22 protein-coding genes are annotated in these 25202 nt (G+C 54.4%); 11 read left to right on the top strand and 11 right to left on the bottom strand.

What is annotated here, in order from left to right; genetic code table 11:
- Window positions 1-27: 27 nt before the first annotated feature.
- Window positions 28-906: an META domain-containing protein gene (locus ACTH3S_RS00650; protein ID WP_441807083.1), complete on the bottom strand. Its 879-nt coding sequence runs from the start codon at window positions 904-906 to the stop codon at window positions 28-30.
- Window positions 907-1168: 262 nt separating this feature from the next.
- On the opposite strand from ACTH3S_RS00650, the gene ACTH3S_RS00645 reads away from it, so the two are divergent.
- From ACTH3S_RS00645 to ACTH3S_RS00615, 7 genes are all read left to right on the top strand, one after another.
- Window positions 1169-1909, top strand: coding sequence for a glutathione S-transferase family protein (locus ACTH3S_RS00645; RefSeq protein ID WP_441807082.1), 741 nt, complete (start codon window positions 1169-1171; stop codon window positions 1907-1909).
- A 103-nt stretch (window positions 1910-2012) separates the two neighbouring features.
- Window positions 2013-2618: a serine aminopeptidase domain-containing protein gene (locus tag ACTH3S_RS00640; RefSeq protein WP_441807081.1), complete on the top strand. Its 606-nt coding sequence runs from the start codon at window positions 2013-2015 to the stop codon at window positions 2616-2618.
- A complete protein-coding gene (locus ACTH3S_RS00635) occupies window positions 2611-2973 on the top strand; it encodes a winged helix-turn-helix domain-containing protein (protein ID WP_441807080.1) in 363 nt (120 codons plus the stop codon). Before ACTH3S_RS00640 ends, ACTH3S_RS00635 begins: the two co-directional genes overlap by 8 nt.
- Window positions 2974-3068: 95 nt before the next feature.
- The gene (gene modA, locus ACTH3S_RS00630; RefSeq protein WP_441807079.1) at window positions 3069-3836 is read left to right on the top strand and encodes a molybdate ABC transporter substrate-binding protein; all 768 of its coding nucleotides are present in this window, start codon (window positions 3069-3071) and stop codon (window positions 3834-3836) included.
- 19 nt (window positions 3837-3855) lie between these two features.
- Complete coding sequence (gene modB, locus ACTH3S_RS00625) at window positions 3856-4533, top strand: molybdate ABC transporter permease subunit (RefSeq protein ID WP_441807078.1); 678 nt, start codon at window positions 3856-3858, stop codon at window positions 4531-4533.
- Window positions 4533-5612 carry a molybdenum ABC transporter ATP-binding protein gene (gene modC, locus ACTH3S_RS00620; RefSeq protein WP_441807077.1) on the top strand — a complete coding sequence of 360 codons (1080 nt, stop codon included), beginning with the start codon at window positions 4533-4535 and terminating at the stop codon, window positions 5610-5612. The genes modB and modC overlap by 1 nt, the downstream gene beginning before the upstream one ends.
- A 103-nt stretch (window positions 5613-5715) precedes the next feature.
- Window positions 5716-6600 (top strand): alpha/beta fold hydrolase, encoded by an 885-nt coding sequence (locus ACTH3S_RS00615; RefSeq protein ID WP_441807076.1) that lies wholly within the window; start codon window positions 5716-5718, stop codon window positions 6598-6600.
- Here ACTH3S_RS00615 and crp read toward each other — a convergent pair.
- Entirely contained in the window at window positions 6585-7226 is a 642-nt protein-coding gene (crp, locus tag ACTH3S_RS00610; protein WP_441807075.1) for a cAMP-activated global transcriptional regulator CRP, read from the bottom strand. The two genes, ACTH3S_RS00615 and crp, sit on opposite strands and share 16 nt — an antisense overlap.
- 280 nt (window positions 7227-7506) lie before the next feature.
- On the opposite strand from crp, the gene ACTH3S_RS00605 reads away from it, so the two are divergent.
- Window positions 7507-7929: an OsmC family protein gene (locus ACTH3S_RS00605; RefSeq protein ID WP_441807074.1), complete on the top strand. Its 423-nt coding sequence runs from the start codon at window positions 7507-7509 to the stop codon at window positions 7927-7929.
- Between the two features lie 169 nt (window positions 7930-8098).
- Window positions 8099-8893 (top strand): adenosylmethionine decarboxylase, encoded by a 795-nt coding sequence (gene speD / locus ACTH3S_RS00600; protein WP_441807073.1) that lies wholly within the window; start codon window positions 8099-8101, stop codon window positions 8891-8893.
- A gap of 20 nt (window positions 8894-8913) precedes the next feature.
- Here the strand turns inward: speD and ACTH3S_RS00595 are convergent, their stop codons facing one another.
- Window positions 8914-9780 (bottom strand): phosphoribulokinase, encoded by an 867-nt coding sequence (locus tag ACTH3S_RS00595; protein WP_441807072.1) that lies wholly within the window; start codon window positions 9778-9780, stop codon window positions 8914-8916.
- 37 nt (window positions 9781-9817) lie between these two features.
- Complete coding sequence (locus tag ACTH3S_RS00590; RefSeq protein WP_441807071.1) at window positions 9818-13594, bottom strand: DUF1631 family protein; 3777 nt, start codon at window positions 13592-13594, stop codon at window positions 9818-9820.
- A gap of 240 nt (window positions 13595-13834) precedes the next feature.
- On the opposite strand from ACTH3S_RS00590, the gene ACTH3S_RS00585 reads away from it, so the two are divergent.
- The gene (locus ACTH3S_RS00585) at window positions 13835-14857 is read left to right on the top strand and encodes an aminopeptidase (protein ID WP_441807070.1); all 1023 of its coding nucleotides are present in this window, start codon (window positions 13835-13837) and stop codon (window positions 14855-14857) included.
- On the opposite strand, the gene argA is transcribed toward ACTH3S_RS00585, so the two are convergent.
- From argA to coaBC, 7 genes are all read right to left on the bottom strand, one after another.
- Window positions 14831-16138 (bottom strand): amino-acid N-acetyltransferase, encoded by a 1308-nt coding sequence (gene argA / locus ACTH3S_RS00580; protein WP_441807069.1) that lies wholly within the window; start codon window positions 16136-16138, stop codon window positions 14831-14833. The genes ACTH3S_RS00585 and argA overlap by 27 nt on opposite strands.
- A 46-nt stretch (window positions 16139-16184) precedes the next feature.
- Window positions 16185-17381 (bottom strand): acetylornithine deacetylase, encoded by a 1197-nt coding sequence (gene argE, locus ACTH3S_RS00575; RefSeq protein ID WP_441807068.1) that lies wholly within the window; start codon window positions 17379-17381, stop codon window positions 16185-16187.
- A 25-nt stretch (window positions 17382-17406) separates the two neighbouring features.
- Window positions 17407-18660, bottom strand: coding sequence for an acetylornithine deacetylase (locus tag ACTH3S_RS00570; protein WP_441807067.1), 1254 nt, complete (start codon window positions 18658-18660; stop codon window positions 17407-17409).
- 41 nt (window positions 18661-18701) lie between these two features.
- On the bottom strand, window positions 18702-19598 hold the full coding sequence (gene argB, locus ACTH3S_RS00565) for an acetylglutamate kinase (protein ID WP_441807066.1): 897 nt from the start codon (window positions 19596-19598) through the stop codon (window positions 18702-18704).
- Between the two features lie 52 nt (window positions 19599-19650).
- On the bottom strand, window positions 19651-22299 hold the full coding sequence (locus ACTH3S_RS00560; RefSeq protein ID WP_441807065.1) for a phosphomannomutase/phosphoglucomutase: 2649 nt from the start codon (window positions 22297-22299) through the stop codon (window positions 19651-19653).
- 92 nt (window positions 22300-22391) lie between these two features.
- On the bottom strand, window positions 22392-22853 hold the full coding sequence (gene dut / locus ACTH3S_RS00555; protein ID WP_441807064.1) for a dUTP diphosphatase: 462 nt from the start codon (window positions 22851-22853) through the stop codon (window positions 22392-22394).
- A complete protein-coding gene (gene coaBC / locus ACTH3S_RS00550) occupies window positions 22850-24058 on the bottom strand; it encodes a bifunctional phosphopantothenoylcysteine decarboxylase/phosphopantothenate--cysteine ligase CoaBC (RefSeq protein WP_441807063.1) in 1209 nt (402 codons plus the stop codon). The genes dut and coaBC overlap by 4 nt, the downstream gene beginning before the upstream one ends.
- A gap of 216 nt (window positions 24059-24274) precedes the next feature.
- Between coaBC and radC the strand changes: the two genes are divergently transcribed.
- Window positions 24275-24949: a RadC family protein gene (gene radC / locus ACTH3S_RS00545; RefSeq protein WP_441807062.1), complete on the top strand. Its 675-nt coding sequence runs from the start codon at window positions 24275-24277 to the stop codon at window positions 24947-24949.
- The last annotated feature ends 253 nt before the right edge of the window (window positions 24950-25202 follow it).

Raw genomic sequence — 25202 nt, 5'->3', positions numbered from 1 at the left:
GGAATCTCTATACCGTTACTGACTGCTTTACTTTTCCGTGGACTGAAAGGCCTTAATTTCTTCGCCCTTAGACGTTGTCAGCACCAACTCTCCTTGACGACCAATATTCGCTCGCTTCACGTCGGACATAAGTTCCAGAAAACGCTGTTCCTGATTCATCAACGCAGGCGCACAGGCCATTTTCGTTGCGAACATATAGTCGAAGGTCATACCTTCGGCCGTACGCTCGTACTGGCCTCCGTAACGGTTGCAAGACGCCATACCCGCCAAACGGTTCTCGTCAAAAAACTCAACAGTCATCCTGGATCGGTCGATAATGCCGGTACCGGCCAGATCTTCAACAACCCACTCAGCTCCCCGGAACAAGCGCTCTGGGTCGCCACCGCAACCTTGGAAAACCTCTCCGTTCAGCTCAAGGCGAACCTGCGCCGGGAACTGAGCTCCAGACATATTATCTTCACACAACTGGCGGGCAACCTTGAGCCTTACCTCTTGTCCGTCCAACTCACCACGGAACTCGCGACCGTGCCGATTAGCAACGGCCGTTTCGAGCTGAACCGTCTCTGGCTCTCCAGTTTCGTATGGGCGATTAAACAACAGCTCCTTACCTTCAACTCGGGCATGCCAGAATGGCTCGTTGCCCGTGGCTTCAAACGGCATTTCCAATGCGCCTGCCTGCAAGCACTCCGGGTAGGCCTGTCCTTCTACAGTAAACGTTGCCCGCTCACCCTTACTCCAGAAACTGGTTTCATCATCTCCGGGGGCCACATAAAGCGCTCCAGAAGCGCTTATTTTAGGCTTTAATAGCAGGCGCCTGCCTTGGTAATCAAGACCCAGCAGGTCGCTGTCGCTCGAGCTGGCAACATCGACGCTCAACTGGCCACACTGATAACTACCTGAAGCCACGTGCGTATCCGGCCCGGTGGCGCACGCAGAAAGAAAGAGCCCGGCTGTTGCGACGACAGATGTCATCAAAACCCGCTGTAAGTACATGGACACAACCTATGGTTATAATATGAATGGAATGGCGGCATCTTAAAGATAAGCCCGAGGAAAACCAATTGCAGGGGCCGGGAAACCGTTAAAAACACACAACTCATATGGTCATGCCGCTTTTTATCCTTCTAGCTCAAGGCTATGCTGAAGCCCATCACTCAGGAGGCACCGCATGGCTCTCAGGCTCTATCAATTCGCCATATCCCACTACTGCGAGAAAATCCGCTGGGCACTGGATTACAAAAATCTGAACCATGAAATCACAAACCTGCTACCGGGGCAGCACCTAAACACCGTACAGAAGGTTACCAGCGGCGCGAGCACTTCTGTGCCGGTGTTGATACATGATAACGAGGTGATCCAGGGGTCATCCAGCATACTCGACTATCTAGACAAAACCTTCCCCGACAGGCCGCTTACGCCGGTAGATGAGCCTGCAAAAGCTCAGGCACTTGCGTGGGAAAAGCGCCTGGATGAAGAAGCAGGCCCAGCAGTTCGCTGTTACTCCTACCACCACTTCTTGCAACGCCCGAAAATTGTGGTGCCACTACTGACCGCAGGCACACCCTTTTACAACCGCATACTGCTCAGCCTAGCGTTCAGCCGAGTAGACGAAACTATGCGGAAATGGATGAAAATAAACGAGAAAACAGCAGTAGAATCCAGAAAAGTGCTGGAAAGCCTGCTCAGCGAATTGGCGGAGGTATACAGCCGGCAGCCGTTCCTGGCAGGCGAGTCGTTCTCCCGCGCAGACCTCACAGCTGCTGCGCTTTTTGCGCCTCTGTTTCAGCCCCAAGCCTACCCAGTGCCCTGGCCCAAACCAGCGCAAATACCAAAGGAAATACAAACCTGGCTCAACCAGTGGCAGCCGCAATTGCAGTTACTCAGCAAGGTTTACAGCGATTACCGATAGTACCGTGGCGTAAATCGCTACCCCCGAGATCGTGATACGACATGCCTCGCTCCACGAGCTCATGTGAGAATGGTTCGGAACCTTTATTGATGAAGACGCCAGCGTGCCAATTGCATACGGTAGTACCCGGCCGGCGACGTCCAAAAACCTATTTCTACTATGGACTCACGAATACGTGGACTGCCTGATACTGAGCGCCACCAATCGAATTCACCGCCCCCAACTGTGGGCTTCCGGAACCTTGATCAGCGGCATCCTCCGGTTATACGGTAACCATCATCGTAGCCCGACCATCGCAAAAATGACCTTCGGTAAGTTCAATCGCCTTTTTCAACCCAATCGAACAACCTGCGACTGGTTAAGTCGAGATTCTGCCCAGGTAGACCAGTATGTAGCGGATCCTCTTTGCGGGTTCGAATGCACCACAGGGCTGTGGCATGATTTCATTCAAGGTATGCTTGGCATTGATCCTTCGAAGTGGCGTAAAGACCTGCCTGTTCATCTGTTTTCCGGCTCCGACGACCCGGTTGGAGAACTGGGCAAAGGCATCACCCGTCACGCTCAGAACATCCGTAAAACCGGCGTTTTGAAGACAAGCTTGCGGTTGTTCGAGGGGGGTCGACACGAGATGCTGAATGAAACCAATTCCGGAGACGTCCGGGAATATGTGTTATCGCTGCTTGCTCCGGGGAATAGACCTGATGCCTGAAGAAAAACCTCGCCTGGTTCCCAGGCTAAGATTAAAAACCGGTGATACGATCGCTTTCGGTCCCGGAAAGGCCCGACTACTTGAATTGATCCAGCAACACCACTCGATCTCTGCCGCCGCCCGGGCTTTAAAAATGAGCTATCGGCGAGCATGGTTGCTTGTAGACACCATGAACACCTGCTTCCACCAACCTCTGGTTCTAACCGCCACTGGGGGCACTCAAGGGGGCGGTGCAGAACTTTCAGCAGAAGGGCTGAAAGTTCTCACGCTCTATCGGCAATATGAAAAAGCCGTAGGCGAGCGCCCAGAACTCGCCGCCTTAGCCGCCCTGCTCAGCGAAACGCCCGCACCTTAAGCCTCACGGCAAAAAAACCAACACTCTTGTATCCGGCCACAGGCGGTTATATTATTTATTCCGCTATATTCAAACGGATATAAGGAAAATAATCCATGCTCGTGCTCAAAAAGTGCTACTCCCAACTCGCAACACTGTGTTTGCTCCTGGCATTCAGCAGCATTACTCACGCTGCCGATGTTCGTATTGCGGTGGCAGCCAACTTTACCGACACAACACGTGATCTCATTGCGGCATTTGGCAAAGCCACTGGGTTGGAAGCCGTCGCAAGCTATGGCTCCACGGGCAAACTCTATGCACAAATAGATAACGGCGCGCCATTTGATGTGTTTCTGGCTGCCGACAGCCGCCGGCCCGAGCTTCTTGAGGAGAACGGCCAAGGCGTAGCAGACACTCGGTTCACCTACGCCCGTGGCAAACTGGCGCTATGGAGCCCTGAACCCGGCACGTTTGAAGACCCGAAAGTTTGGCTAAAGTCCGGTGGCTTTGCCAGACTGGCCATTGCAAACCCAAAGACTGCACCTTACGGCTTGGCCGCCCAGGAAGTGCTTACTGAACTAAATCTCTGGGAATCCTTACAGGACCGTCTGGTACGTGGTGATTCCATTGCCCAAACCTTCCAGTTTGTCGCCACCGAAAATGCGCAATCTGGCTTTGTCGCTCTCTCGCAGGTGCGTGCATGGGATGAAAAAAACGGCTCACTCTGGCTGATTCCACAAAGCTACTATTCCCCTATCAATCAACAGGCTATTCTTCTGAGCCGTAGCGAAGATAACGAGGCCGCTCGCCAGTGGCTTGAGTTCCTGCGCGGCGACAATGCCAGGGCTATCATTGAAAACTATGGCTACGAAACCGAACACTAAGCAGTAACCGGCAGATATCATGGACATATACTGGGAGCCTGTGTGGCTCACCCTTAAGCTTGCAGGCTTCACCACCGCCGTGCTGTTGGTTGTGGGTACACCCATTGCGTGGTGGCTGGCCCACAGCAACCACTGGGTAAGGCAACCCATTGCCGCGATTGTCGCACTGCCCCTGGTATTGCCCCCCACTGTGCTCGGGTTTTATCTGCTGGTTCTCATGGGGCCTAAAGGCATGGTTGGTGAACTCACCGAGCAACTAGGGCTGGGTTTACTGCCCTTCACGTTTGAGGGTCTGGTGATTGCATCGGTCATCTACTCGCTACCGTTCACCGTTCAGCCCCTGCAAAATGCCTTCGGGTCCATTAATCAACAACTTCTTGAAGTAGCATCTACGCTTCGAGCCTCACCTCGGGACCGCTTTTTTTCCATTGTGCTGCCCTTGGCCCGGCCTGGTTTTCTCACCGCCGGCGTGCTGACCTTCGCCCACACTATCGGCGAATTTGGCGTTGTACTGATGATCGGTGGCAACATACCCGGTGAAACCAAGGTGCTCTCTGTGGCCATTTACGATCACGTAGAATCCTTGGAGTACACCCAAGCCCACTGGCTGGCCGCCGGCATGGTTGTATTCTCCTTCGTGGTGCTCGTAACGCTCTATTCACTCAACGGACGGCTGCAGTCGGGGCTGGTGAAATAATGGGCACATCAGGCATACAGGCGCGCTTTGCGTGCCACTTTGGGGCATTTACTCTGGATGTGGATCTGAACCTACCGGGGAGCGGGCTCACCGCACTGTTCGGGCACTCCGGCTGTGGCAAAACAACGCTGCTGCGCTGTATGGCTGGTCTGCAGACAGCTGACGGTGTCATGTGTGTAAACCGGGATGAATGGCAGGGCGAGCGTGTTAACCGCCCCGTTCACCAGCGGCCTCTGGCTTACGTGTTTCAGGAAACCAGCCTGTTCCCTCACCTCTCGGTAAAGCGCAATCTGATGTACGGGTACAAACGCATTCCAAAAAATGAGCGCAAGATTTCCTTTGATCAGGCCACTGAATGGCTGGGCCTCTCTCACCTACTTGAGCGCATGCCCGTAAAACTTTCGGGCGGAGAACGTCAGCGGGTTGCTATTGCTCGTGCACTGCTAACCAGCCCCAAACTCCTACTAATGGACGAACCCCTGTCTGCACTCGACCAGAACAGCAAACAGGAGATCATGCCCTATCTGGAAGCTCTGCGAGACAACCTTGCCATCCCTATGCTCTACGTTTCCCACTCCACCGCTGAAGTTGCACGACTCGCGGATTACATAGTGATGATGGATAAAGGCCGGGTGGTTGCCGAAGGCCCGCTGCAACAGATAATGGCAAGCACGGACCAGCCATTTGGTTTTGAGGAGGATGCTGGTGTGATTCTGGATGCGACCATATCTGAGCGCGACGACCAGTGGCACCTGTGCCGGGCTGATTTTGCCGGCGGCCATTTATGGCTGCGCGCAGTCGAAGGTTTGAAAATCGGGCAAGGCATTCGCCTGCAGGTGCTTGCCAGAGATATCAGTCTGGCCCGGAGCCAACAAACAGATCAGAGCATCCAAAACCTACTGCCAGCTAAGGTGGATGAGATAGCCTCAGACGTAAGCCCAGGGACGTCAATGGTGCGCTTACTGGCAGGGCAAACTCCATTTCTCTCACGGCTGACGACGCGAGCGGTACACACCCTGGCTATTGAGCCGGGACAAACCGTGTGGATGCAGGTGAAATCCGTCGCTCTTGTTAACTGATCATAACCCGCCCGACTTCTGGCCCCTTCGGCCACAGCCGTTACAGATTCAGGCGGGTAAGCTCCTTTGCATCAATCGCTCAATTTCTGATGACGGGGCCACAATGACAACCAGCACTCACCGTGTAACCAGTGGCAAAATCACACTTCATGCCGTTACCGAGGGCAATCCAGACGGCGCACCCTTGGTTCTAGTGCACGGGTACCCAGACAACCTTCAGGTGTGGGACAAAGTCGTTAAAGCTCTGGCTCCTGACTTCTTTCTTGTCCGTTACGACGTTCGGGGTGCCGGCCTTTCCGACAAGCCCGAACACACGCGGGATTACCGGTTGCCGCTGCTGGCAGGGGATCTAGAGGCGGTTGTGGATCAATTATTGCCAAGCCGCTCTTTTCACCTGCTCGCTCACGACTGGGGCTCCATACAAAGCTGGGAATCTGTAGGCACAAGCCCCCTGCAGGAGCGCATTCTTTCCTTTACGTCTATTTCCGGCCCTTGCCTCGACCATGTGGGTGCCTGGCTGAGAATTCAGGCGCCAGATCTGTTCGGCGGTGGCTCAACCAGAGTTGCCAAACAGCTACTTAAATCCTGGTACGTTTTTCTGTTTCAGTGCCCTGCGATACCAGAAGCCATGTGGCGCATGGGTTTGGATAGAAGATGGCCGGCTTTTTTGCAAAAACGGGAGGGTGTACCGGATGCCAGCTTCAGTAGCTTGCAAAAGAATGACGGGCGCTTTGGAGTGAAACTGTACCGGGCTAACTTTCTGCCTAGACTGATCAGGCCGCAACCCAGATACGCAACCTGTCCTGTGCAACTCATTATTCCGAAGCACGACAGCTACATGAGCGCAGACCTGTTCGGGCAGCTAAACCAGTGGGCAGGAAAACTTACCAGGATGCAGCTCGACGCTCCGCACTGGGCGCCTCTTACAGAACCAGAGGCCATTGCCAGTGCAGTACGCAGCTTTATTGGCCCTCAGCGGGTACCATAAACCACCATGGTTTTGCCCTTTACCATTACAAGCCCCTGTTCTTCCAGGGTTTTAAGAACTCGACCAACCATCTCGCGAGAACAGCCTACAATTCGGCCAATCTCCTGACGCGTGATCTTGATCTGCATGCCGTCCGGGTGCGTCATGGCATCCGGCTCTTTGCACAAATCTAGCAAGGTACGGGCAACACGGCCGGTTACATCCAAAAATGCCAAATCGCCAACTTTACGGGTAGTCTGGCGCAGCCGCGAAGCCATCTGCTCACCAATAAAGTAGAGCACTCCGAGATCTTGCTGGGCAATTTCCCGGAACTTCGGATAGCTGATCTCAGCCACCTCACATTCCGTTTTAGCCTTTACCCAGGCACTGCGGGAATCCATGTTGTCAAACAGCCCCATTTCGCCGAAAAAATCCCCGGCATTAAGATAGGCCATGATCATTTCGCGGCCATCATCATCCTCGATGATAACTGTGACGGAACCTTTAACGATGTAAAAGAGGGAATCGCTTTTGTCACCTGCATAAATAATGGTGCTCTTGGCCGGGTACCGGCGGCGATGACACTGCGAAAGAAAATAATCGAGATGCTTGGTTTTTTGCTCAACCGGCTTGACGATAGTGGCCATGGTGCGAGTCTTGCCTCCTCAAATACTGGCGGGTTCCGATGTTTGTTGTTCACCCGGCTTTCCCTGCGGGTTCGTTTATTTTTGCTACAAAACAGAGCAACTTATAGCAAGAAGGCGTGTCTCGAGCAACTGAAAACAGTATACAGGATGTATATGAAACAGGTGTCACTACCTATCAGTTTTCTGTCAGTAAACGCGGGTTATGCTAGCATTCCACCCCATCGGTATATTTTCGGGCCGACTAATAGCCGGCCCCTTATGCAACAGGAGAACAGCCTTCATGAAAGCAACCGTCGACTGGACAGGCAACGCCAGCTTCCGCACGACCAGCGGCACAGGGCACTGCGTGCAACTAGACGGCCCGCCCGATCACGGCGGTGAAAACCTGGGCCCGCGACCCATGGAAATGATACTGATGGGATTAGGGGGCTGCTCATCGTTTGATGTGATGAGTATTCTGAAAAAAAGCCGTCAGGATGTCACCGCTTGCCACGCCGAATTAGAAGCTGAACGCGCAGACGCCGTACCGTCGGTATTCACCAAGATCCACCTGCACTTTGTAGTAACCGGCCGCAACCTGAAGGAAAACCAGATAAAACGCGCCGTAAGCTTGTCTGCAGAAAAATATTGTTCTGCCTCTATCATGCTTGAAAGCGCAGGTGTGGAAATCAGTCACAGCCACGAAATCCGCGAAGCGGAATAACCCTCCTTACAGCACTATTCAACACTCGGTGCGGCGTGCATAATACCGCCCTTTCTCCGCCGGTCTGCGCAAAAGGTGAACAACCTGGTCAGTAGTCGGTGGCGGCCTATGCAGGGCGAGCAACCGCCGTTCTGCCGTCATTCATCTCCATAAATCGGAGGGGCTGAGCATGGAACCAAAACTCCAGTTGCACGGTTTCAACAACCTGACCAAATCTCTGAGCTTCAATATCTACGACATCTGTTACGCGCAGACCGAAGAACAACGTGAAGCCTATATTGATTACATTGACGAGATGTACAATGCGGAGCGTCTGACTCAGATCCTAACCGACGTAGTTAAGATAATTGGCGCGAACGTTCTCAACATTGCCCGCCAAGACTATGAGCCTCACGGCGCATCGGTCACCATGCTCATCGCTGAGCATGAGCTAACCAATGGTGAAGAACCCGATAACGAAGAATCCCCCGGCCCGCTTCCAGACACCATTGTGGCGCATCTAGACAAAAGCCACGTCACGGTGCACACCTATCCTGAGAGCCATCCGCACGAAGGCATCAGCACCTTTCGGGCCGACATTGATGTGTCCACTTGTGGCCTGATCTCGCCTTTGAAGGTACTGAATTACCTGATCCACAGCTTCGATTCCGATGTGGTTACGGTGGACTATCGTGTGCGCGGCTTTACCCGCGATGTGGATGGCAACAAGCATTACATTGATCATGACATTAATTCGATTCAGAACTATCTGACCGAAGATACCCAAAATGCGTATCAAATGATCGATGTGAACGTGTATCAGGAAAACCTCTTCCACACCAAGATGATGCTGAAAGAGTTCAATCTGGATAACCACGTGTTCGGCGAGAATGCCGATGAGCTGGATCCTCAGATAGCTCAGTCTATCGAAGAACGCCTGAAGCGAGAAAAGCTGGAGATCTTCTACTCCCGCAACATGGAATAACGGCTTCTTGTAGAGCCGCGCTAGGCAAACGATTTCTGTGCAATCAGGCGCTGCACCATGGGTCTTACAATCAGGTCCATGGCCAGCGCCATTTTTGTGCCTGGTATCACCAGAGTGTCATGGCGGGAAAGCGTGCTGTTCTGGATAGCTTGCAGCAAATAGGAGAAATCCACCTCAGAGGCATCCCGAAACCGAATCACCAGCATGCTTTCATCTTCTGTGGGTACGTCCCGAACAACAAACGGGTTGGACGTGTCTACCAGGGGGATACGCTGGAAGTTGATATGGGTATTGGAAAACTGCGGCACTATGTCGTGGACATAATCGTCCATACGGTTGATGATCGTTGCGACCACCGCATCCTGGCTGTATCCACGTTGATGGGTGTCCCGGTGTATTTTCTGAATCCACTCCAGGTTCACAATGGGCACCACACCAATGAGCAAGTCCACGTATTGGGCGATATTAACAGCTTCGCTCACAACCGCCCCGTGTAACCCTTCATAAAATAATAGATCCGTATTCGATTGCAGCGCGCCCCAGGCCGTAAACGTACCCGGCTTGTGCCCCTCTGCCTGCAGGCCGCGGTCCTCATCGTGGACATATTGTCGGTACCGGCCATTACCCGTATGGCCATAGTCGTAAAACAACGCTTCCAGCTTATCGATATGGTTGGCGGCCAACGCAAAATGGTTACGTTCACCAAACTGACCCTTGGCAGCCAAGCGCGCCATTTGCTCTCGGTTATAACGGTGAAAACTGTCACCGCTAACCATGGCTGCCCTCAGCTCTTCATTGGCGAACATACGCCGAAAAATCTGTCCGGTGGTGCTTGTGCCAGCACCGGACGAGCCGGTAACCGCAATAATGGGGTGACGTTTTGACATAACTGAAACGCGCCGGGGGTTGGGTAAGAAAAAAAAATCAGGTAAGACTGTCGAGGGAGCGGGGCTTCTCAATCACAAAGCCCTGAGCATAATCCACACCCAACTGGGTCAATGTATCCAGAACGTCGCGGGATTCAACTTGGCCCGCAATCACTTCCCGGTCCATATAATGTGCCATATCCACCATGGACTGCACCATGTTGCGATCTGTTTCACTGGTGTTGAGCTGGCTGGTAAACGCGCTATCAATCCTGATCAGATCAACCGGAAGCGATCGCATGAATTCGAACGAACTGGGGCCGCTGCCGAAATTTCCGAGGCAAAATCTGCACCCCAGCTCTTTCATCTCGAGGATAAAATCTGCCACCACCTGCACATCATTGATCGCCGAGGCTTCGGTTACTTCAAACCACAGCCGTTCGATGGGCGCGTCTTTTTCACTCAGTTTTTCGTAGATAAACTCCAGCAGCGACTGGTCGTTCAGGGAATAGCCAGACAGGTTGATACACACGCCACCAAGGTGGCGGGGATCTGGAGCCTGCACCCGCAGCCAGTCAAGCATATGTCCGACCACCCAGCGATCGACGGCCTGCATGCGGTCATATCGCTCTGCCATGCGCACAAAATCCCGGCCGGTGATGAGCACCCCGGCATCGTCGTACATGCTGATCAGCACCTCGTACTGGGAGGCCATGGAGGCGCGGCTGTGCAAAGGTATAATTTTCTGGCAACGCAATAGCATGCGCTCTTCGTCCAAGTCACCGAGGCTGGCAACCTTGGCCGCTATCTGTTCCTGACGTGCTTGATCATCAACACCCAGAGAGTACTCTGCCACCCTACCATGTCCTTTTTGTCTGGCAGTACTCAGAGCCTGCTCAGACGCCCTCAACCATCGCTCAGCACTAACGAGGCCTGGCAACTCAGGCACAACCCCAACACTGGCAGACAGCCGGTAGTCGCGGCCACCATAGGTGAGCTCAGCGTCCTCTACAGCAGCAATCAGCGTGCGCGCCGCATCGTCTGCATTTTCAGCCGGCACAAGCATTCCAAACTCGTTTCCAGCAAGCCGCGCCAATGGCATTCCGTCGCCTACATGGCTGCGCAGTATATCTGCCACACGTTTAAGAGTGTCATCACCCGCCTGATAACCGGCGGTGTCGTTCAGCAGGCGGAACTTGCGCAGATCCAGCCTAAGCAAAGAGCGTTCATCCTCACGGCGGGCAAGCTGCTGGTCGAGCATACGTTCAAATTCACGACGACCAAGAAGACCGGTCAATTCATCGTGGGTGGAGGCCCAAGACAACTGGTCATAAACTTTGCGTACCATTCGGTCGATGCTTTCGTCCACTAGCGGACGCTCGTACTGGCCATCTGGCACAATTATGCCTTTACGCATCTGTCGCGCTAGGGCTTCCAGTTCAAGCTCCACAACCCGCATGCCTTGGTGGTTCACAAAAACAAACCGACTGAATCCGCGTGCCACCCAAACCAGCCGAATGTATTGCGGCTCATCGGGCCTTTCCTGGTCCCGCAGCCAGTCGCCGGTCCGTAACCGCTGGGCGCGATTAATCCAGCGCTGCAAACTACGCTGTTCGCGCTCGGACAACGACTGCTTATGATCCTTTACCGGCTGTACCCTAGGCACCTCCACCATTTCCGGCAAATTCTCAGGGCTACGCACCAGAAACTGCTTCAGCTCATCACGTATCTGAGAGGATGGCATATGATTGCTGGAAATGGACGCCAGCCCATCTTGAATTATCCGAAGCAGCTCCGGCAAATTCACAGCGCTGTCCCGGTCTTCTGAAAACGCCAACAGCGAATCAACCACGGCAAGATAATCCTGCCATATCTGGCTTTCAGCCCCTTGGCGGATCCAAGTCAGTGACAGTAAATCCCGCCAACCACCGTCAAGCAAACTGAGAACGGCTTTCGGAATTTTGCGCCCGGCCAACTTATGGTTCAGTACATCTGCGACCGCTGTTTTGGAATCAGCAACTTTCTGGGCACCTTCTGCGGCGGCAGTTACACGTTCAACGTTACGGCGGTACACCAGATTTTGGCGATCTATCAGACCATCGAGCTCTTGCACCGTCTGCTCAAAAACCCCGGTATCCTGCTCAAACTCGGTCGCGATGCGCTGGATGAGTTCGTCAATACGGCGCTGAACCACCGGGTTCAAACGGCCGCCCTTAACTCCAAGCTGAGCCAGCCGGTTCATCACTCCCCGAACAGGGCTGCCTTTATCATCAAAAAAAGCAGGGTCGCGCATCACTACTTTCAAGACAGGCACCTCAAGTTGGCGCATCCGTTCTTGGGCGTATTCACTGAGCTTTGGGCTTTCCGTTATTGAGTGGAAAAACTGATCGACAACATCCAGCGTGCCCTGCTGTTCTTCGTCGAGCTTTTTAACGCCGCTGTCGCGAACTTTTCCGACCACTCGCTCTCGCAGAGGTATCACATTGCTTGTAGTCTCGACCGGCTCTGCCTGAAGCTGCTGAAGTTCTCGCTGCAACTCGCCGGAAGACATTGGCTGGGCATTAACAGGAAAGGGTGCCGGCTCGGCATCGCCCTGTGTTGCACGGTTCGCCGCGAGAGTCCCTAGCAGGTTTTTTACGGTCGCAAACGCGGATTGCGCGGCCTGGGCATAATTCCGAAACTCGCTGCCTGAACGGGACTTTTGGGCAGCTTTGTCTCTGCTCGCGACCGGCTCCGCTGGGGGTTCTGCCCGGCCACTTTGCTGCGCGGTAGGCAGTGCATCATCCTGTTTTTTCTTAACCGAGCTCTGGCCTGACACTGGTTTGCTCTGGGAGTTACCAACAGCCTGCTCGCTCAGATACTTGCTAAGATCCAGCTCAGGCAGCACCCCATGGCGAATCAAGATATTGTTCAGCTCCTTGTAGAGCGGGCCGAGATGGTGCAGAACCGACTGTTCAAATATCTTCAGACAGACTTTCTCTACGTCTCTAGAAGCTTTGAGCTGGTTCAGCCCTGCATGAAACGACTCACACACCAGCGACGGTCCAAGCGGGTTGTGATGGCCGGTCGCGTTTGCAATACCTAGGTTGTCCAGCCGCAGTTTGAGCTGCAGCAGATCCTTTCGGTACTGAGTGTCGGCCTTTGTAACCATAACTCGGATTGTCAGCCAGTCTTCAAACTCTCCCTTGTCTACCACGGAAAGCTCAGAACCCGGGAAGCCTTTAGGGGCTGGTTTGAGAGGGGATTCGAGACTACGGGCAATCTGGTGCCAGATGACTCGCTGCCGGGCCTTAATTTGGCCCGAAAAATCCATGAACTCGTTGGCCTGCTGGTCGTTCGTTGCTTTCTGTGCGGCCTCTTTAAGAGCAACAGCCATTTGCACAAAGCAAGTATCCATGAGCGGTTCTATATGCTGAATAACCGCGCGCGCAGATTGATGCAAAACAAACTGCACCCGTTCGCTCGGTGCCCGTAAGGAGGCCCGCTCCTGGCCACTAGAGCCGCCACACTGCTGCAGCATTGCTGCCACTGCTTCCGGGTTGGTACGGGTAAAATTAACACCCATAGCACCATCAATCCGCCGAGCAATACTCACGTGAAGCTCGTGCCGGCGCTTTCCATCGGCACTCCGAAAACGCACAATCAGCTCTGGTGGCGTGACGGATGCTAAAGCCCGATCAAGCTTTCGTGATGTTTCACCGGAATAGCGGACAAAAATCCCCTCGGCGCAAAAATCGGCGATTTGACATGGCCAGGACTCACCTGTGCCAAGATCAACCTGGGCGGCAAGCTTGATAGGTTTGCGGGGGCTGCTTCGACGTTCTCTCGGATCCATGAACTACCTGTCATTGCGCAAAGTCGGACGGGCCGGGGTTCTGCCTGTTAGCGACTAACGTCCCTGAAATAGTGGCATTGCCACCTACCGTTATGAGAAAAAGACGGTGCATACAACTGCAATCATAAGTGTACTATAGCGTCCAGTTACGGACACAATCGCAGTCAGAGCCCAGACATAACTATAGTGCTTATGAAACAGCTTAATCAGATATATACAGTTTTACTACTGATAACACTGTTGAGTGGTTGCACTACGTTCAGCTACTACACCCAGGCAATTCGCGGCCACCTGGCCCTGACTATGGCGGGTGAGCCGGTAGACAGCTTTATAGCCAACGAAGACACTCCTTCTGAGCTTCGCGACAAACTTATACTTTCACGCCAGGCCCGGCAATTTGCAGACAACCGCTTGGGGCTAGCGCCTGGCGATGCGTTCACAGACTACGTGGCTCTTGATCACCCCTGGGTGGTGGTTAATCTGGTGGCCGTGCCCGAATTTTCCCTACAACCACACCAATGGTGTTACCCGGTTCTTGGCTGTCAGGCCTACCGGGGATACTTCCACCTTGAAGATGCCCAGCGAGAAAAACAACGTTTCCAGGCAGATGGCTATGATACGTTCATCGGCGGTGTTACAGCCTACTCGACACTGGGCTGGTTTGACGACCCGCTTCACTCCGGCTTTACCAACCTTGATGATGACCGCATGGTGGCCCTGATGTTCCACGAACTTGCCCATCGGGTGGTGTACATTGCAGGGGATACGGCTTTTAACGAGAGTTTTGCCACGGCAGTTGAGCTGGAAGGCCTTAGGCTCTGGCTAGCATATCAGGGCGACCCTTCTGCATTCCAGCAGGCACTTGCAGACCTTGCATTGCGCAACAGGACTCACGACCTGATAGCCGCCACCAGCGCTGAACTGGACCTGTTATATCAGCAACAAGGTGTGCTTTCTGCGCGCAGCCTTCGCAAGCGCAAGCAACTCATATTTGATGAGCTCAATATGGCCTATAGGAGCCTGATAGACAACGGACTCGGGAAAGGGCCTTTTGGAACCGCTCCCGTGGCCTTCAACAACGCCCGGATTGCCCTTTTTTCGCAATACAACCAACACGTGCCGGCGTTTCGACAACTACTGAAACAGTCCAATTACGACTTTCAAGGGTTTTATCGCACTGTAGAGGCTCTTTCCAGGCAACCCGATAAGCAGCGTCAACAGACGCTGCAAAAGTTGTCAGAGCGGTTTGAAGAACACTTTTGAATTGCGTTGAGTGTTATAAGCCGCAAGTTTCGGCCCGGGCAAAGCCTGAACTGTACTGGGCTGAAAGCCCCGCTCGCGGAACCAATGCTCGGTTTGCGTCGTGAGCACAAATAGCTTCTGGATACCCTGGCTGCGGGCGTGCTTTTCGACCATAAGCAGGATTTCGTCGCCACGGCCGGCGCGGCGATAAGCGGAATCCACCGCAAAACAGGAGAGTTCACCCGCGCCGTCATCCGGGTAGTTATGCAAAGCGGCGCACCCAACAATGGTCCCATCACGCTCCGCGACAACAAAGTGTTCAATATCGGTTTCCAGCATTTCCCGCGACCGTCGCACCAAAATGCCCTGCTCTTCCAGTGGCTCGATCAGCCCCAGAACGCCCCCTATGTCTTCAGCCCGAGCCTGTCGAATTTGCTCGTAGTTGTCACCGCTCACCAGTGTACCCGTGCCATCCCGGGTAAACAGTTCTTCCAACAAAGCGCCGTCGTTCACGTAGCTGATAATATGCGCCCGCCTCACACCCTTTACACAAGCATCGCAGGCAGCCCGCAGCAGATCTGCGTCATGCCCGGTGATGGTCCCATCTGCCAACCGTTCCGGAACCTGCCGAGCTGAAAGCTCACGAATCAAGGAGCCATCCTGTTCCAGCAACCCCTGATCATCAATATATACAATGAGCTTTTCAGCTTGCAGAGCCGCCGCCACCTGACTACCCACATCTTCATAAGACAAGTTGAAGGTATCGCCAGTGGGCGAGTATCCCAAAGGCGGCAACAAAACAATGTGCCCCTGTTCAAGAAGTTTCTCGATGCCGACGACATCCACTCGTCGAACCTTACCGGTGTAACCAAAATCGATTCCGTCCAGTACGCCGACCGGCTTGGCGGTTACATAATTACCACTGCTCACCCGAATACGGGCATTGTGCATGGGCGAATTCACCAGCCCCATGGATAACTGGCTTTCAAGGTGTGCCCGCAAGCCACCGGTGGCTTGCATAACCCACGGTAAATGGTTTTCCTGAGTAATACGCAAGCCACGGGAAAACGACGATTCCAGGCCAGCATTGTCCAGACAGCTCTGAATCTGCGGCCGCGCCCCAAAGGCAACCACCAAACGCACACCCAAGCTGCTCAGCAGCGCAATGTCATGGATGATGTTGATGAAATTCCCATGCTCAACGCCATCGCCCGGAATGGTCAGCACAACCGTACGGCCACGGTGGGCATTAATGTAAGGCGATGAATGGCGAAACGAATGCAGCCAGCCGTTTGATTTCAAGTATTGCTCTCCAGTCCGTATTTTTTAATGCTTATGCCAGCTTAACTTAAAGACAAAACTGCCGGATAAGGCTTCTGAGAATTTTCACGGTAGGCTCCAGCTGCGACAGCTCCAGAAACTCATCGGGCTGATGCGCCTGGTCAATAGAACCCGGGCCCATAACCAGGGTTTCCATGCCGAGTTTTTGTAGCCATGGCGCCTCGGTTGCAAAGGCAACTGCGTGGGCCGTGTGGCCTGTAAGCTGCTCGCACGCTTGCACCAATGCAGCATCCGCCGGCGTTTCAAACGGGGGAACACCGTCGAACAAAGGCGCAAACTCTAAGGACAAGCCGCGCCGCTCAGCGACCGGCTGAATTTTGTGCAGGATATCCTGGCGCAAGTATTCCATGCTCATCCCCGGTAACGGGCGCAGGTCAAAGTGTAATTCGCATTTGGCGCAAATGCGATTGGGGCTATCTCCGCCGTGGATGCAACCAAGGTTGAGCGTTGGTACCTGCACATCAAAGTTCGGATTGCTGTATTGGGCCTGCCAATCTTTACGCAGAGCAATAAGCTCGCCAAGTGCCTCGTGCATGCCCTCCATAGCGCTTCGTCCCAGCGCCGGGTTAGACGAGTGACCCGACTGTCCCTCAAAGGTTAAGCGCTCCATCATGATGCCCTTGTGCATACGCACAGGCTTGAGGCTGGTGGGTTCGCCAACCACCGCATAGCGGGCCTTCGGCTTGCCAGCTTCGGCGAGTGCTTTGGCCCCGTTCATGGAGGTTTCCTCATCCGCTGTGGCGAGGATGATCAGGGGCTGCTTCAGGTCGGAAGCCGAAAAGGCTCGGGCCGCTTCGATAGCCAGAGGGAAAAAGCCCTTCATATCGCACGTACCCAAACCGTACCAACGGTTGTCCCGCTCGGTCAGGGTAAACGGGTCGCTTTGCCAGCGCTTGTCATCAAAAGGCACTGTATCCGTATGTCCAGCAAGTACCAGGCCACCAGAACCACTGCCCAACGTGGCAATCAGATTGTACTTGCCTGGCAGGTTGGGCACGGCCAAAACTTCAACCAAGAACCCCAGGGTCTCAAGCCATTCGCCGAGGGTTCGAATGACCGGCTCGTTGCTTAGATCCCATTGCGCCGACGCGCTGCTAATGGACGGCAACGAGATCAGCTTCGTCAGCATGTCGCGCACACCCGGAACTGTGCCGGCGCTGTGTATACTTTTTTGGTTGTCAATATCGTCGGGGAAGTGCTGCATAGTGCCTCCTCGGCTGGAGTGAACGCTAATATGTCTGGCCGCGGCGCCACACCTCAAACGATGTAATAGCACGCATAGCTATAGGATAGCCCACTTCACCTCCCGCCACTGTCCGGGCAACTTCCAGCTCCCGCTCGGTAACACTCGCCAAACGACCCTCAACCACATTACCGTTCGAGAGTGTCACCCGAACCTTGCGCCCCACCCATGTTGTTGCCTGTTCCAAATCTTCAGTGTGCCAACGAGTGATTGCTGGGTTCTCGCGGGGCACCACCGGTTCAAGCGCTTCTTTCGGAGGTTCGGCAACAATCGGCTCCGCTTTGCGAAGAAAAACATCGGGCACCATGGCGCCATTGTATTCTAGCGCCCAAGCCATAGAGCCATCTGCACTGTCATTCTCTGAGCGCACCGGTATACCAAGAGCCTCTGAAGCCAACTGCATAGTTGCGGTTATTTCTCCGCCCTCAAGCAACCACTGTCGGTATAACGCTAGTAACTGCTCACTGGCACGCCAGCCTCGGGCTTTTAGCCCGGTCTCGAAAGCCTCCAGTACGCGCCCCGCCCATTGAGTGGTCTCCACTCCGGTTTCGCGAGCGCAGTAGGCTGCAACCCGACGCATAAGGCCGCCGTCTCTCAGTGTGATTTCTATGGGCTGGTCCGAACTGGCCAGCGTTGCTTCAGGTGATAGCAAGTTGATGCGGGCGCCCGGCCAATTCAACTCTATACTGCCCGTGTTTTCCGAGTTCAGCTCAAGATGGACGCGCTCGGGAGTCTGCTTCAGAATAAGCTCACCCGCCAAACGGGTAATACCCATGCGCAACAGATCACCACTGCCAAGCTGCTGGCGCGGGTCTGGTGCGCAGGAAAACGCAAATAAAGCCGCTTGCTCGCTATCCCCAGATCCGTCTGCGGTTACCCAGTTCCGGAACATAGTCGCCTCAAGCACCAGCGCCAACCCTTCGGCCTGAAACGTCCAGTTAGCAGGCAGGTCGGTGGGATCCGCAAGCGCCTTCAGCAGGGCTATGGGAGAGCCTGCCTCAAATTCTGTCCGGCCTATAGCCAATGGTTGGGTGAGCTCAAAATCCTGCCAGTAAGCCCCAGATAGAACCAGACGGCCTTCGATTCCGGAACCTATCTTGCCCCGCTCCAGAACACCACTTTCACTGAGCGCCTGACGTGCTTCTGCCATGCGTTGATCCGCCAGCCACCAGACGCCAGCCTTGAACGCGGCAAAACCAAGTAGGGCTGCCAGTATCAGCAGTGTAAGCAGACGTTTCATCCGGGGAGTCCTCAGGCAGCGCCGTCAGTTGCGGGAAATCGTTAGTTACGGGAAATGAGAGTACCAACACCCTCATCGGTAAAGATTTCCAGCAGGCACGCGTGAGCCACCCGGCCATCAATGATATGAGACGTACGTACACCATTTTCCACCGCACTCAGTGCGCAGCGAATCTTCGGTAGCATTCCGCCGTGGATGGTGCCGTCTTCGATCAGTTCGCTCACTTGCTGCGCGGTCAGGCCGGTGAGCACCTTGTCGTCCTTGCTCTTGAGGCCGGCCACGTTGGTCAGCAGCATCAGCTTCTCTGCCTTCATCGCCTCAGCCACCTTGCCGGCAACCAAGTCTGCGTTGATATTGTACGAGGCGCCATCTGGCCCAACGCCAATCGGCGCAATCACCGGAATCACGTTACTGCGGGTGAGCATGTCGATCACATCCACATTCACACTGGCCACTTCGCCTACGTGCCCGATATCAATAATTTCAGCACGCTCATGCTCAGGAGAGCGATCCACCACTTCCAGCTTGCGGGCGCGGATGAGGTTGGCGTCTTTACCGGTCAGGCCTATGGCGGTGCCGCCCTGGGCATTGATTAGAGAGACGATTTCTTTGTTTACCTGGCCACCCAGCACCATTTCCACCACATCCATGGTTTCGGCGTCGGTCACACGCATGCCGTTTACAAAGCGGGATTGGATATTGAGGCGCTGTAGCAACTCACCAATCTGGGGACCGCCACCATGAACAACAATCGGGTGGATGCCCACCAGCTTCATCAGCACCACATCGCGGGCGAAACTGCTCTTCAGCTCTTCGTTCTCCATGGCGTTGCCGCCATATTTGATAACGACGGTTTTGCCGGTAAATCTCTGAATGTACGGTAACCCACGGCTCAGAACGGTAGCCACTTGCATTGCTGTTTCACGATCCAGCGTCATCTTTGTTGCCTTCATAAATCAATGGTGAAAATCGGGAACCTAAGGGCCGGCATCAAAAGCCGGCCACCACATTCGGTGCCACTTTCTGTAGCTGAACCCGGAAAATATCCTTAATCCGCTCCAGTGCCTCGTCGGTTTCAGCCTCAAAGCGCAGCACCAACATAGGTGTGGTATTGGAGGCTCGGCACAAACCCCAGCCATCGGCATAATCCACCCGGATGCCGTCTATGTTGCTGATATTTCCATCGCCAAAGTTACCGTCTTGGTTCAGCTGTTCAATGATGGTGAACTTACTGCTTTCAGTCACTTCCACGTTAAGTTCTGGCGTGCTGATATCTTCTGGAAAGTCTTCAAACACTTCGTCACTGTGACGATCTTCAATGCCCAGTATTTCCAGTAACCTAGCTGCTGAGTAAAGCCCGTCATCAAATCCGTACCAGCGCTCGGCGAAGAAAACATGGCCGCTCATCTCACCCGCCAGCAGAGCGCCGGTTTCTTTCATTTTGGCTTTCATCAGAGAGTGGCCGGTTTTCCACATAATAGGCCGCCCGCCCGCTTCGGTAATAACACCGGCCAGCCGCCGGCTGCACTTCACATCGTAAAGCACATCGGCGCCGGGGTTCCGTGAAACCACGTCCCGAGCAAAGAGCATAAGCAGGCGATCTGGCCAGATAATTTTACCGGTATTGGTCACTAGGCCCAGCCGGTCACCGTCGCCATCAAACGCGACACCAAGATCTGCGCCTTCGGCTTTAACCTTTTCAATCAGGTCTACAAGATTGGCGGGTTTACCCGGATCTGGATGGTGGTTCGGGAAGTCTCCGTCAACCTCGCAATGCAGAGGGATCACTTCACAACCCAACTCTTCAATCAGCATGGGGCCAAGCTCGCCTGCTATGCCGTTGCCGGCATCGACCACTACTTTTAGCGGCGCAGCGACAGCGATATCGCCCACAATGCGATCGAGATACGCTCTGCGTACGTCGTCTGAAGACTGAGTGCCTCGGCCGGCAGCAAGATCACCGGTCTGCACCCGTTTGTAAAGCGCTTGTATAGCCTCACCAGAGAGGGTTTCACCGCCCAGCATGATCTTGAGACCATTATAGTTAGCTGGGTTATGGCTTCCAGTCACCATCACACCCGACCCGTTCTCAAGGTGATGGGTCGCGAAATACAGCACCGGCGTTGGCACGGCGCCCACATGAATAACGTTACAGCCTGCCGCCATCACACCTCGTGCCAAGGCATCAGCTAACTCGGGGCTTGAGTGGCGACCGTCGTAACCAATGCATAACGATGCCAGCCCACGACTGATCGCCTCTGAGCCGATGGCCACGCCGATGCGCTCAACAATAGACGGTGAAAGAGTCTCGCCGACAATGCCGCGAATATCATACGCCCGGAAAATATCCGGTGATATTTCAACGTCCAGCTCGTCCATTTCATCAACTCCCGGCATTTCTCCGCCGGTAAAGAATGAGCTGTCGCTATGGCCGCTGCCGAAGCCCAGAACATCTTCATCGCCGTCCAACATATCGATATCCGGCAGCTCTTTGTCCTGAAACAGCGGCTCCGCATCGGCCGCCTCTGCCGTCCTTGATCCCTTAACCGGTTTTGGCTTTGCCGCTTCTGCGGCCTTGGCCAGGCGCTTGTCCACCACTTGGGACAATCTATAAAACACCTCACCAGCGGAGGCAACCAGATCCCATTGAAATGCAGGCAGTTTCTGCCGCTCACCGCCGAACACTTTGTGGGCCCACTGAACCAGGCTGGTTACTTCGTGACGCAGATTTTTCTGGGCGCCAAGCAGTAACATCCACACCAGTATGGCGGCTATGAGAATGGGCACGCCCACCAGAAACGCTACCAGCAGTATATTAACAGGAGGCTCTGGCAGAACGCCCGGCTTATAACTAATCGTCCAGTCGGGGTTAGCAAGGGCGCGAGTTTCCAGCGCGCCTGCACCCACATTGTCACCTTTGCCAACGAAGGTTCGGGATGCCCCGGAAACGGTTTGCACCAGGGCCAGCTCTCCACCGATTTGCGTATTTACCACAGAAAGGAGTGGCTGCAAAACTGAGGCATCGAAGACAACCAGAAGGCTGCCTACAACAGCCTTACTGGCTGGATTTCGAACAGGGGTGGCCATCTGCACATACCATTTGGCTTCCCGGGGAAAAGCATCCGGGTGCAGAGGCTGACTGCTTTCAGCACGGCGTGCCAGCTCAAGCCCCGCAAAACCCAACAGACTGCTTCCACTCCCAGTTCTTGGAATCTGGCGATAGGGGAACAGGAACACGGCTTGAACCCCAGGCAAAGCAGTCGCCAGCTTTTGCTCAACGGCTCCAGTATCTGCCCGCTCCAGCAACGCACCCACTACATGGGGCTGGGTTGCCAAGCCATTCACACTCCGCTGCATCAGTGTTAGGTATTGGCTTACCCGCTGTACAGCCGCATCGGCCTCTATGGTTTTCCAGTCACTGAAACGTTTATCCGCTGCCGGCTGTAACACCAAAAACTGCACCAGAACCACGGCTGCTACACCAGCCACCAATATCACCAGTGCCTGTTTTAACGCCGTCGAGCCAAGGTGTTTTAGTTTTGAGCCTGCGGGAGCCCGGGTTTTCTGTTTTTTTTCAGCTTTGGCAACCGGCTGTTCATCAACTGGTGCCTCGGGAGCTTTCTTTTTACCCAGCTTCATAGTTCATCCTGCAATTATCTTTTTTGTCCTGGACAGGCACATACCGGCAAAGTATAGACGCCGCAACGGATTTCTGCGCTAAGGCTTATTGATTATCGGGTGCCGGTAGAGCCAAAACCGCCTTCACCCCGAACACTGGCATCAAACTCGGTCACCACCTCAAAATCTGCCTGAACCACAGGCACCAGCACTAATTGAGCAATCCGCTCTCCCACTTCCACAGTAAAGTCAGTAGTACCACGGTTCCAGCAAGACACCATCAACTCGCCTTGGTAGTCCGAATCGATCAAGCCCACCAGGTTGCCCAGCACAATGCCGTGTTTGTGGCCAAGGCCGCTTCTGGGCAGGATCATGGCGGCCAGCGATGGGTCAGAAATGTGTATGGAAAGCCCGGTACGGATCAGTTGCGTGCCTCCCGGCTCCAACGTTAAGGGCTCATCCAGGCAGGCCCGCAAGTCCAAGCCGGCAGAGCCTTCAGTGGCATATTCGGGAAAGGCGATCTGGTTGCCAATCCGATCGTCAAGAATGCGTACCTGTAGATTTTTTCTGCTCATGTTATTCCTGCTTCCTTCAGATGGTCGCCAATCAGTGTTACAAGACGTTCGGCAATAACCTTTTTGCTGTCTGGCCCTATCGTTTCCTGTCCGCCCTCCCAGAATGCGGTGACAGCGTTATTGTCGCTGTTGAATCCCAGCCCTGGAGCGGACACATCGTTAGCTACAATCATGCGCAATTTTTTACGCTGCATTTTGCCTTTGGCATAGCGGGCAACGTCTGAGGTTTCGGCAGCGAAGCCCACCGTGAACGGTGCTTTCGGGCGCGCGGCAATGGTAGCCAGCGTGTCCGGATTACGTACCAGCGGCAACGCCATAGCCTCACTGGATTTCTTTATCTTATCGCTGGCACAGCTTTCTGGCCGGTAATCGGCCACCGCAGCGGTCGCCACAAACAGATCACAGCCCTCATCAACGGCCAGTGAAGAGGCCTTCAGCATATCGTCTGCGCTAACAACAGCGCGAATGTCTACCCCTTCCGGGGCCGGCAACGTAACCGGCCCGCTGACCAAAACAACCCTGGCACCTGCGTCCCTGGCAGCAACCGCCAGCGCATAGCCCATTTTGCCTGAACTGTGATTGCTGATGTAGCGCACCGGGTCGATAGATTCCCGTGTGGGGCCAGCGGTAATCACCACACGCTTGCCCGCAAGCACGCCAGATCCTGCGCCGGCGTCCTCTATCAGCCCAGCGATCACCGGCGGCTCAATCATGCGCCCCAATCCGGTATCACCACAGGCTTGCTCGCCCTGATCCGGGCCCCAAAGGGTTACCTGCAAATCCTCTTGCAGCAAACGGATATTGCGCTGCGTGCGCGCATTACCCCACATGGCCTGATTCATCGCCGGCGCCACTGCGATGGGTGACTCAGTCGCGCAGCAAACTGTGGTCAGCAGGTCATTAGCCATGCCTTGAGCAAGCCGCGCAATAAAATCCGCAGAGGCCGGGGCAATTACCACTTGGTCAGCCCACTTCGCCAGTTCAATATGCCCCATTCCGGCTTCTGCTTCCGGATCAAGCAAGGAGGTGCGCACAGGCTCGCCACTAAGCGCCTGAAAAGTCAGAGGCGTCACGAAAGCTTCTGCACCATGGGTCATAACAACCCTTACCTCATGGCCGGCCTTTTTCAGCAGGCGTACAAGCTCGGCACTTTTATAGGCTGCAATACCGCCAGTTACGCCCAGCAGGATTTTTTTTACCGCCATAAAGGCTCCGTATCCGCTTAAAAAGAAAGGCTTATAAGATAGCACGCTCTGGCCACACCAGCAGCCTACACGGCACCGCGTTTTACCGTTTGTTACGTTTTGACGTAACCTATATACATCTCGGGCACTGACAACTCTTATTTGACCCAGAGACTACGCTCGCTACTTGGGTGCAGGACGCACTCACCCCATAGAATAAAATGCAAGGAAGCCAGCATGACCGACCCAGCTTGGCCCATGGACGAACGTCCCCGGGAACGATTACTCGCCCACGGCCCTGAAAGCCTCTCTGACGCAGAATTGTTAGCAATTTTTCTACGTACCGGCACAACGGGCATGCCAGTAATGGAGCTCTCGCGCTTTCTGATTCAGGAATTTTCCGGATTGCGAGGGCTTCTTACCGCTTCTCGTCGCCAATTCTGTGAAGTAAAAGGGTTAGGGCCAGCAAAATATGCGCAGGTTCAGGCCGCGATGGAGATGGCCCGGAGAGTCATGGACGAGCCCCTACGCCAGGGTGATCCATTGCGCTCACCCGAAGACACTCGCCGCTTTCTCACTAGCCGACTGGGCACCTACCCCCACGAGGTTTTCGCGGGACTGTTTCTGGACAACCGGCACCGGGTTATTCAGTACCGCGAGCTGTTTAGAGGTACAATTGATGGTGCTGCCGTGTATCCCAGAGAAGTGGTTCGCCAGGCGCTGGAGGATAACGCCGCTGCGGTTATTTTTGCTCATAATCATCCCTCTGGCGTAGCAGAACCGAGCCAAGCTGACATTTCCCTGACCAAGCGACTGAAAGAAGCGCTTGGCTTGGTGGATATCAGGGTTCTTGACCATATGGTGATTGGCCACGGTGAGGTAATATCTCTCGCGGAACGTGGATTGATGTAAGTCGCCATGAAAAAGTACAGGGGGAATTGGCCAAATTCTCAACAATATTTTGCGTTGGGGTGCTGATTCTGGTATAAAAGCGTCCCTTTCTGGCGGCGTCTGGCGAGCAGCGTTCAGTTTAGAGGCGCAAACAGGGGCGTAACCGTTCCTCGGCAACCAGAGACGCATTAAAATCGATTTTGTATTTATTAAGACCAATGCTCAGGTCGGAGGCAAGTATGTCCAGAGTTTGTCAGGTAACCGGTAAGCGTCC

This window comes from Marinobacter sp. (assembly GCF_052094685.1).
Lineage (GTDB): Bacteria > Pseudomonadota > Gammaproteobacteria > Pseudomonadales > Oleiphilaceae > Marinobacter.
Note: the sequence above shows the minus strand (reverse complement) of the source record. Positions and strands in the feature narration are given on the sequence as shown.

What these genes read in the sequence shown, in the direction of transcription:
- ACTH3S_RS00560 (WP_441807065.1), bottom strand. Translation starts at nt 22,299, where the DNA reads ATGAAGCTGGGTAAAAAGAAAGCTCCCGAGGCACCAGTTGATGAACAG.
- ACTH3S_RS00590 (WP_441807071.1), bottom strand. Translation starts at nt 13,594, where the DNA reads ATGGATCCGAGAGAACGTCGAAGCAGCCCCCGCAAACCTATCAAGCTT.
- ACTH3S_RS00595 (WP_441807072.1), bottom strand. Translation starts at nt 9,780, where the DNA reads ATGTCAAAACGTCACCCCATTATTGCGGTTACCGGCTCGTCCGGTGCT.
- radC (WP_441807062.1), top strand. Translation starts at nt 24,275, where the DNA reads ATGACCGACCCAGCTTGGCCCATGGACGAACGTCCCCGGGAACGATTA.
- ACTH3S_RS00570 (WP_441807067.1), bottom strand. Translation starts at nt 18,660, where the DNA reads ATGAAACGTCTGCTTACACTGCTGATACTGGCAGCCCTACTTGGTTTT.
- modB (WP_441807078.1), top strand. Translation starts at nt 3,856, where the DNA reads ATGGACATATACTGGGAGCCTGTGTGGCTCACCCTTAAGCTTGCAGGC.
- coaBC (WP_441807063.1), bottom strand. Translation starts at nt 24,058, where the DNA reads ATGGCGGTAAAAAAAATCCTGCTGGGCGTAACTGGCGGTATTGCAGCC.
- speD (WP_441807073.1), top strand. Translation starts at nt 8,099, where the DNA reads ATGGAACCAAAACTCCAGTTGCACGGTTTCAACAACCTGACCAAATCT.
- ACTH3S_RS00615 (WP_441807076.1), top strand. Translation starts at nt 5,716, where the DNA reads ATGACAACCAGCACTCACCGTGTAACCAGTGGCAAAATCACACTTCAT.
- dut (WP_441807064.1), bottom strand. Translation starts at nt 22,853, where the DNA reads ATGAGCAGAAAAAATCTACAGGTACGCATTCTTGACGATCGGATTGGC.
- ACTH3S_RS00645 (WP_441807082.1), top strand. Translation starts at nt 1,169, where the DNA reads ATGGCTCTCAGGCTCTATCAATTCGCCATATCCCACTACTGCGAGAAA.
- crp (WP_441807075.1), bottom strand. Translation starts at nt 7,226, where the DNA reads ATGGCCACTATCGTCAAGCCGGTTGAGCAAAAAACCAAGCATCTCGAT.
- modA (WP_441807079.1), top strand. Translation starts at nt 3,069, where the DNA reads ATGCTCGTGCTCAAAAAGTGCTACTCCCAACTCGCAACACTGTGTTTG.
- argE (WP_441807068.1), bottom strand. Translation starts at nt 17,381, where the DNA reads ATGCAGCACTTCCCCGACGATATTGACAACCAAAAAAGTATACACAGC.
- modC (WP_441807077.1), top strand. Translation starts at nt 4,533, where the DNA reads ATGGGCACATCAGGCATACAGGCGCGCTTTGCGTGCCACTTTGGGGCA.
- argB (WP_441807066.1), bottom strand. Translation starts at nt 19,598, where the DNA reads ATGACGCTGGATCGTGAAACAGCAATGCAAGTGGCTACCGTTCTGAGC.
- ACTH3S_RS00635 (WP_441807080.1), top strand. Translation starts at nt 2,611, where the DNA reads ATGCCTGAAGAAAAACCTCGCCTGGTTCCCAGGCTAAGATTAAAAACC.
- ACTH3S_RS00605 (WP_441807074.1), top strand. Translation starts at nt 7,507, where the DNA reads ATGAAAGCAACCGTCGACTGGACAGGCAACGCCAGCTTCCGCACGACC.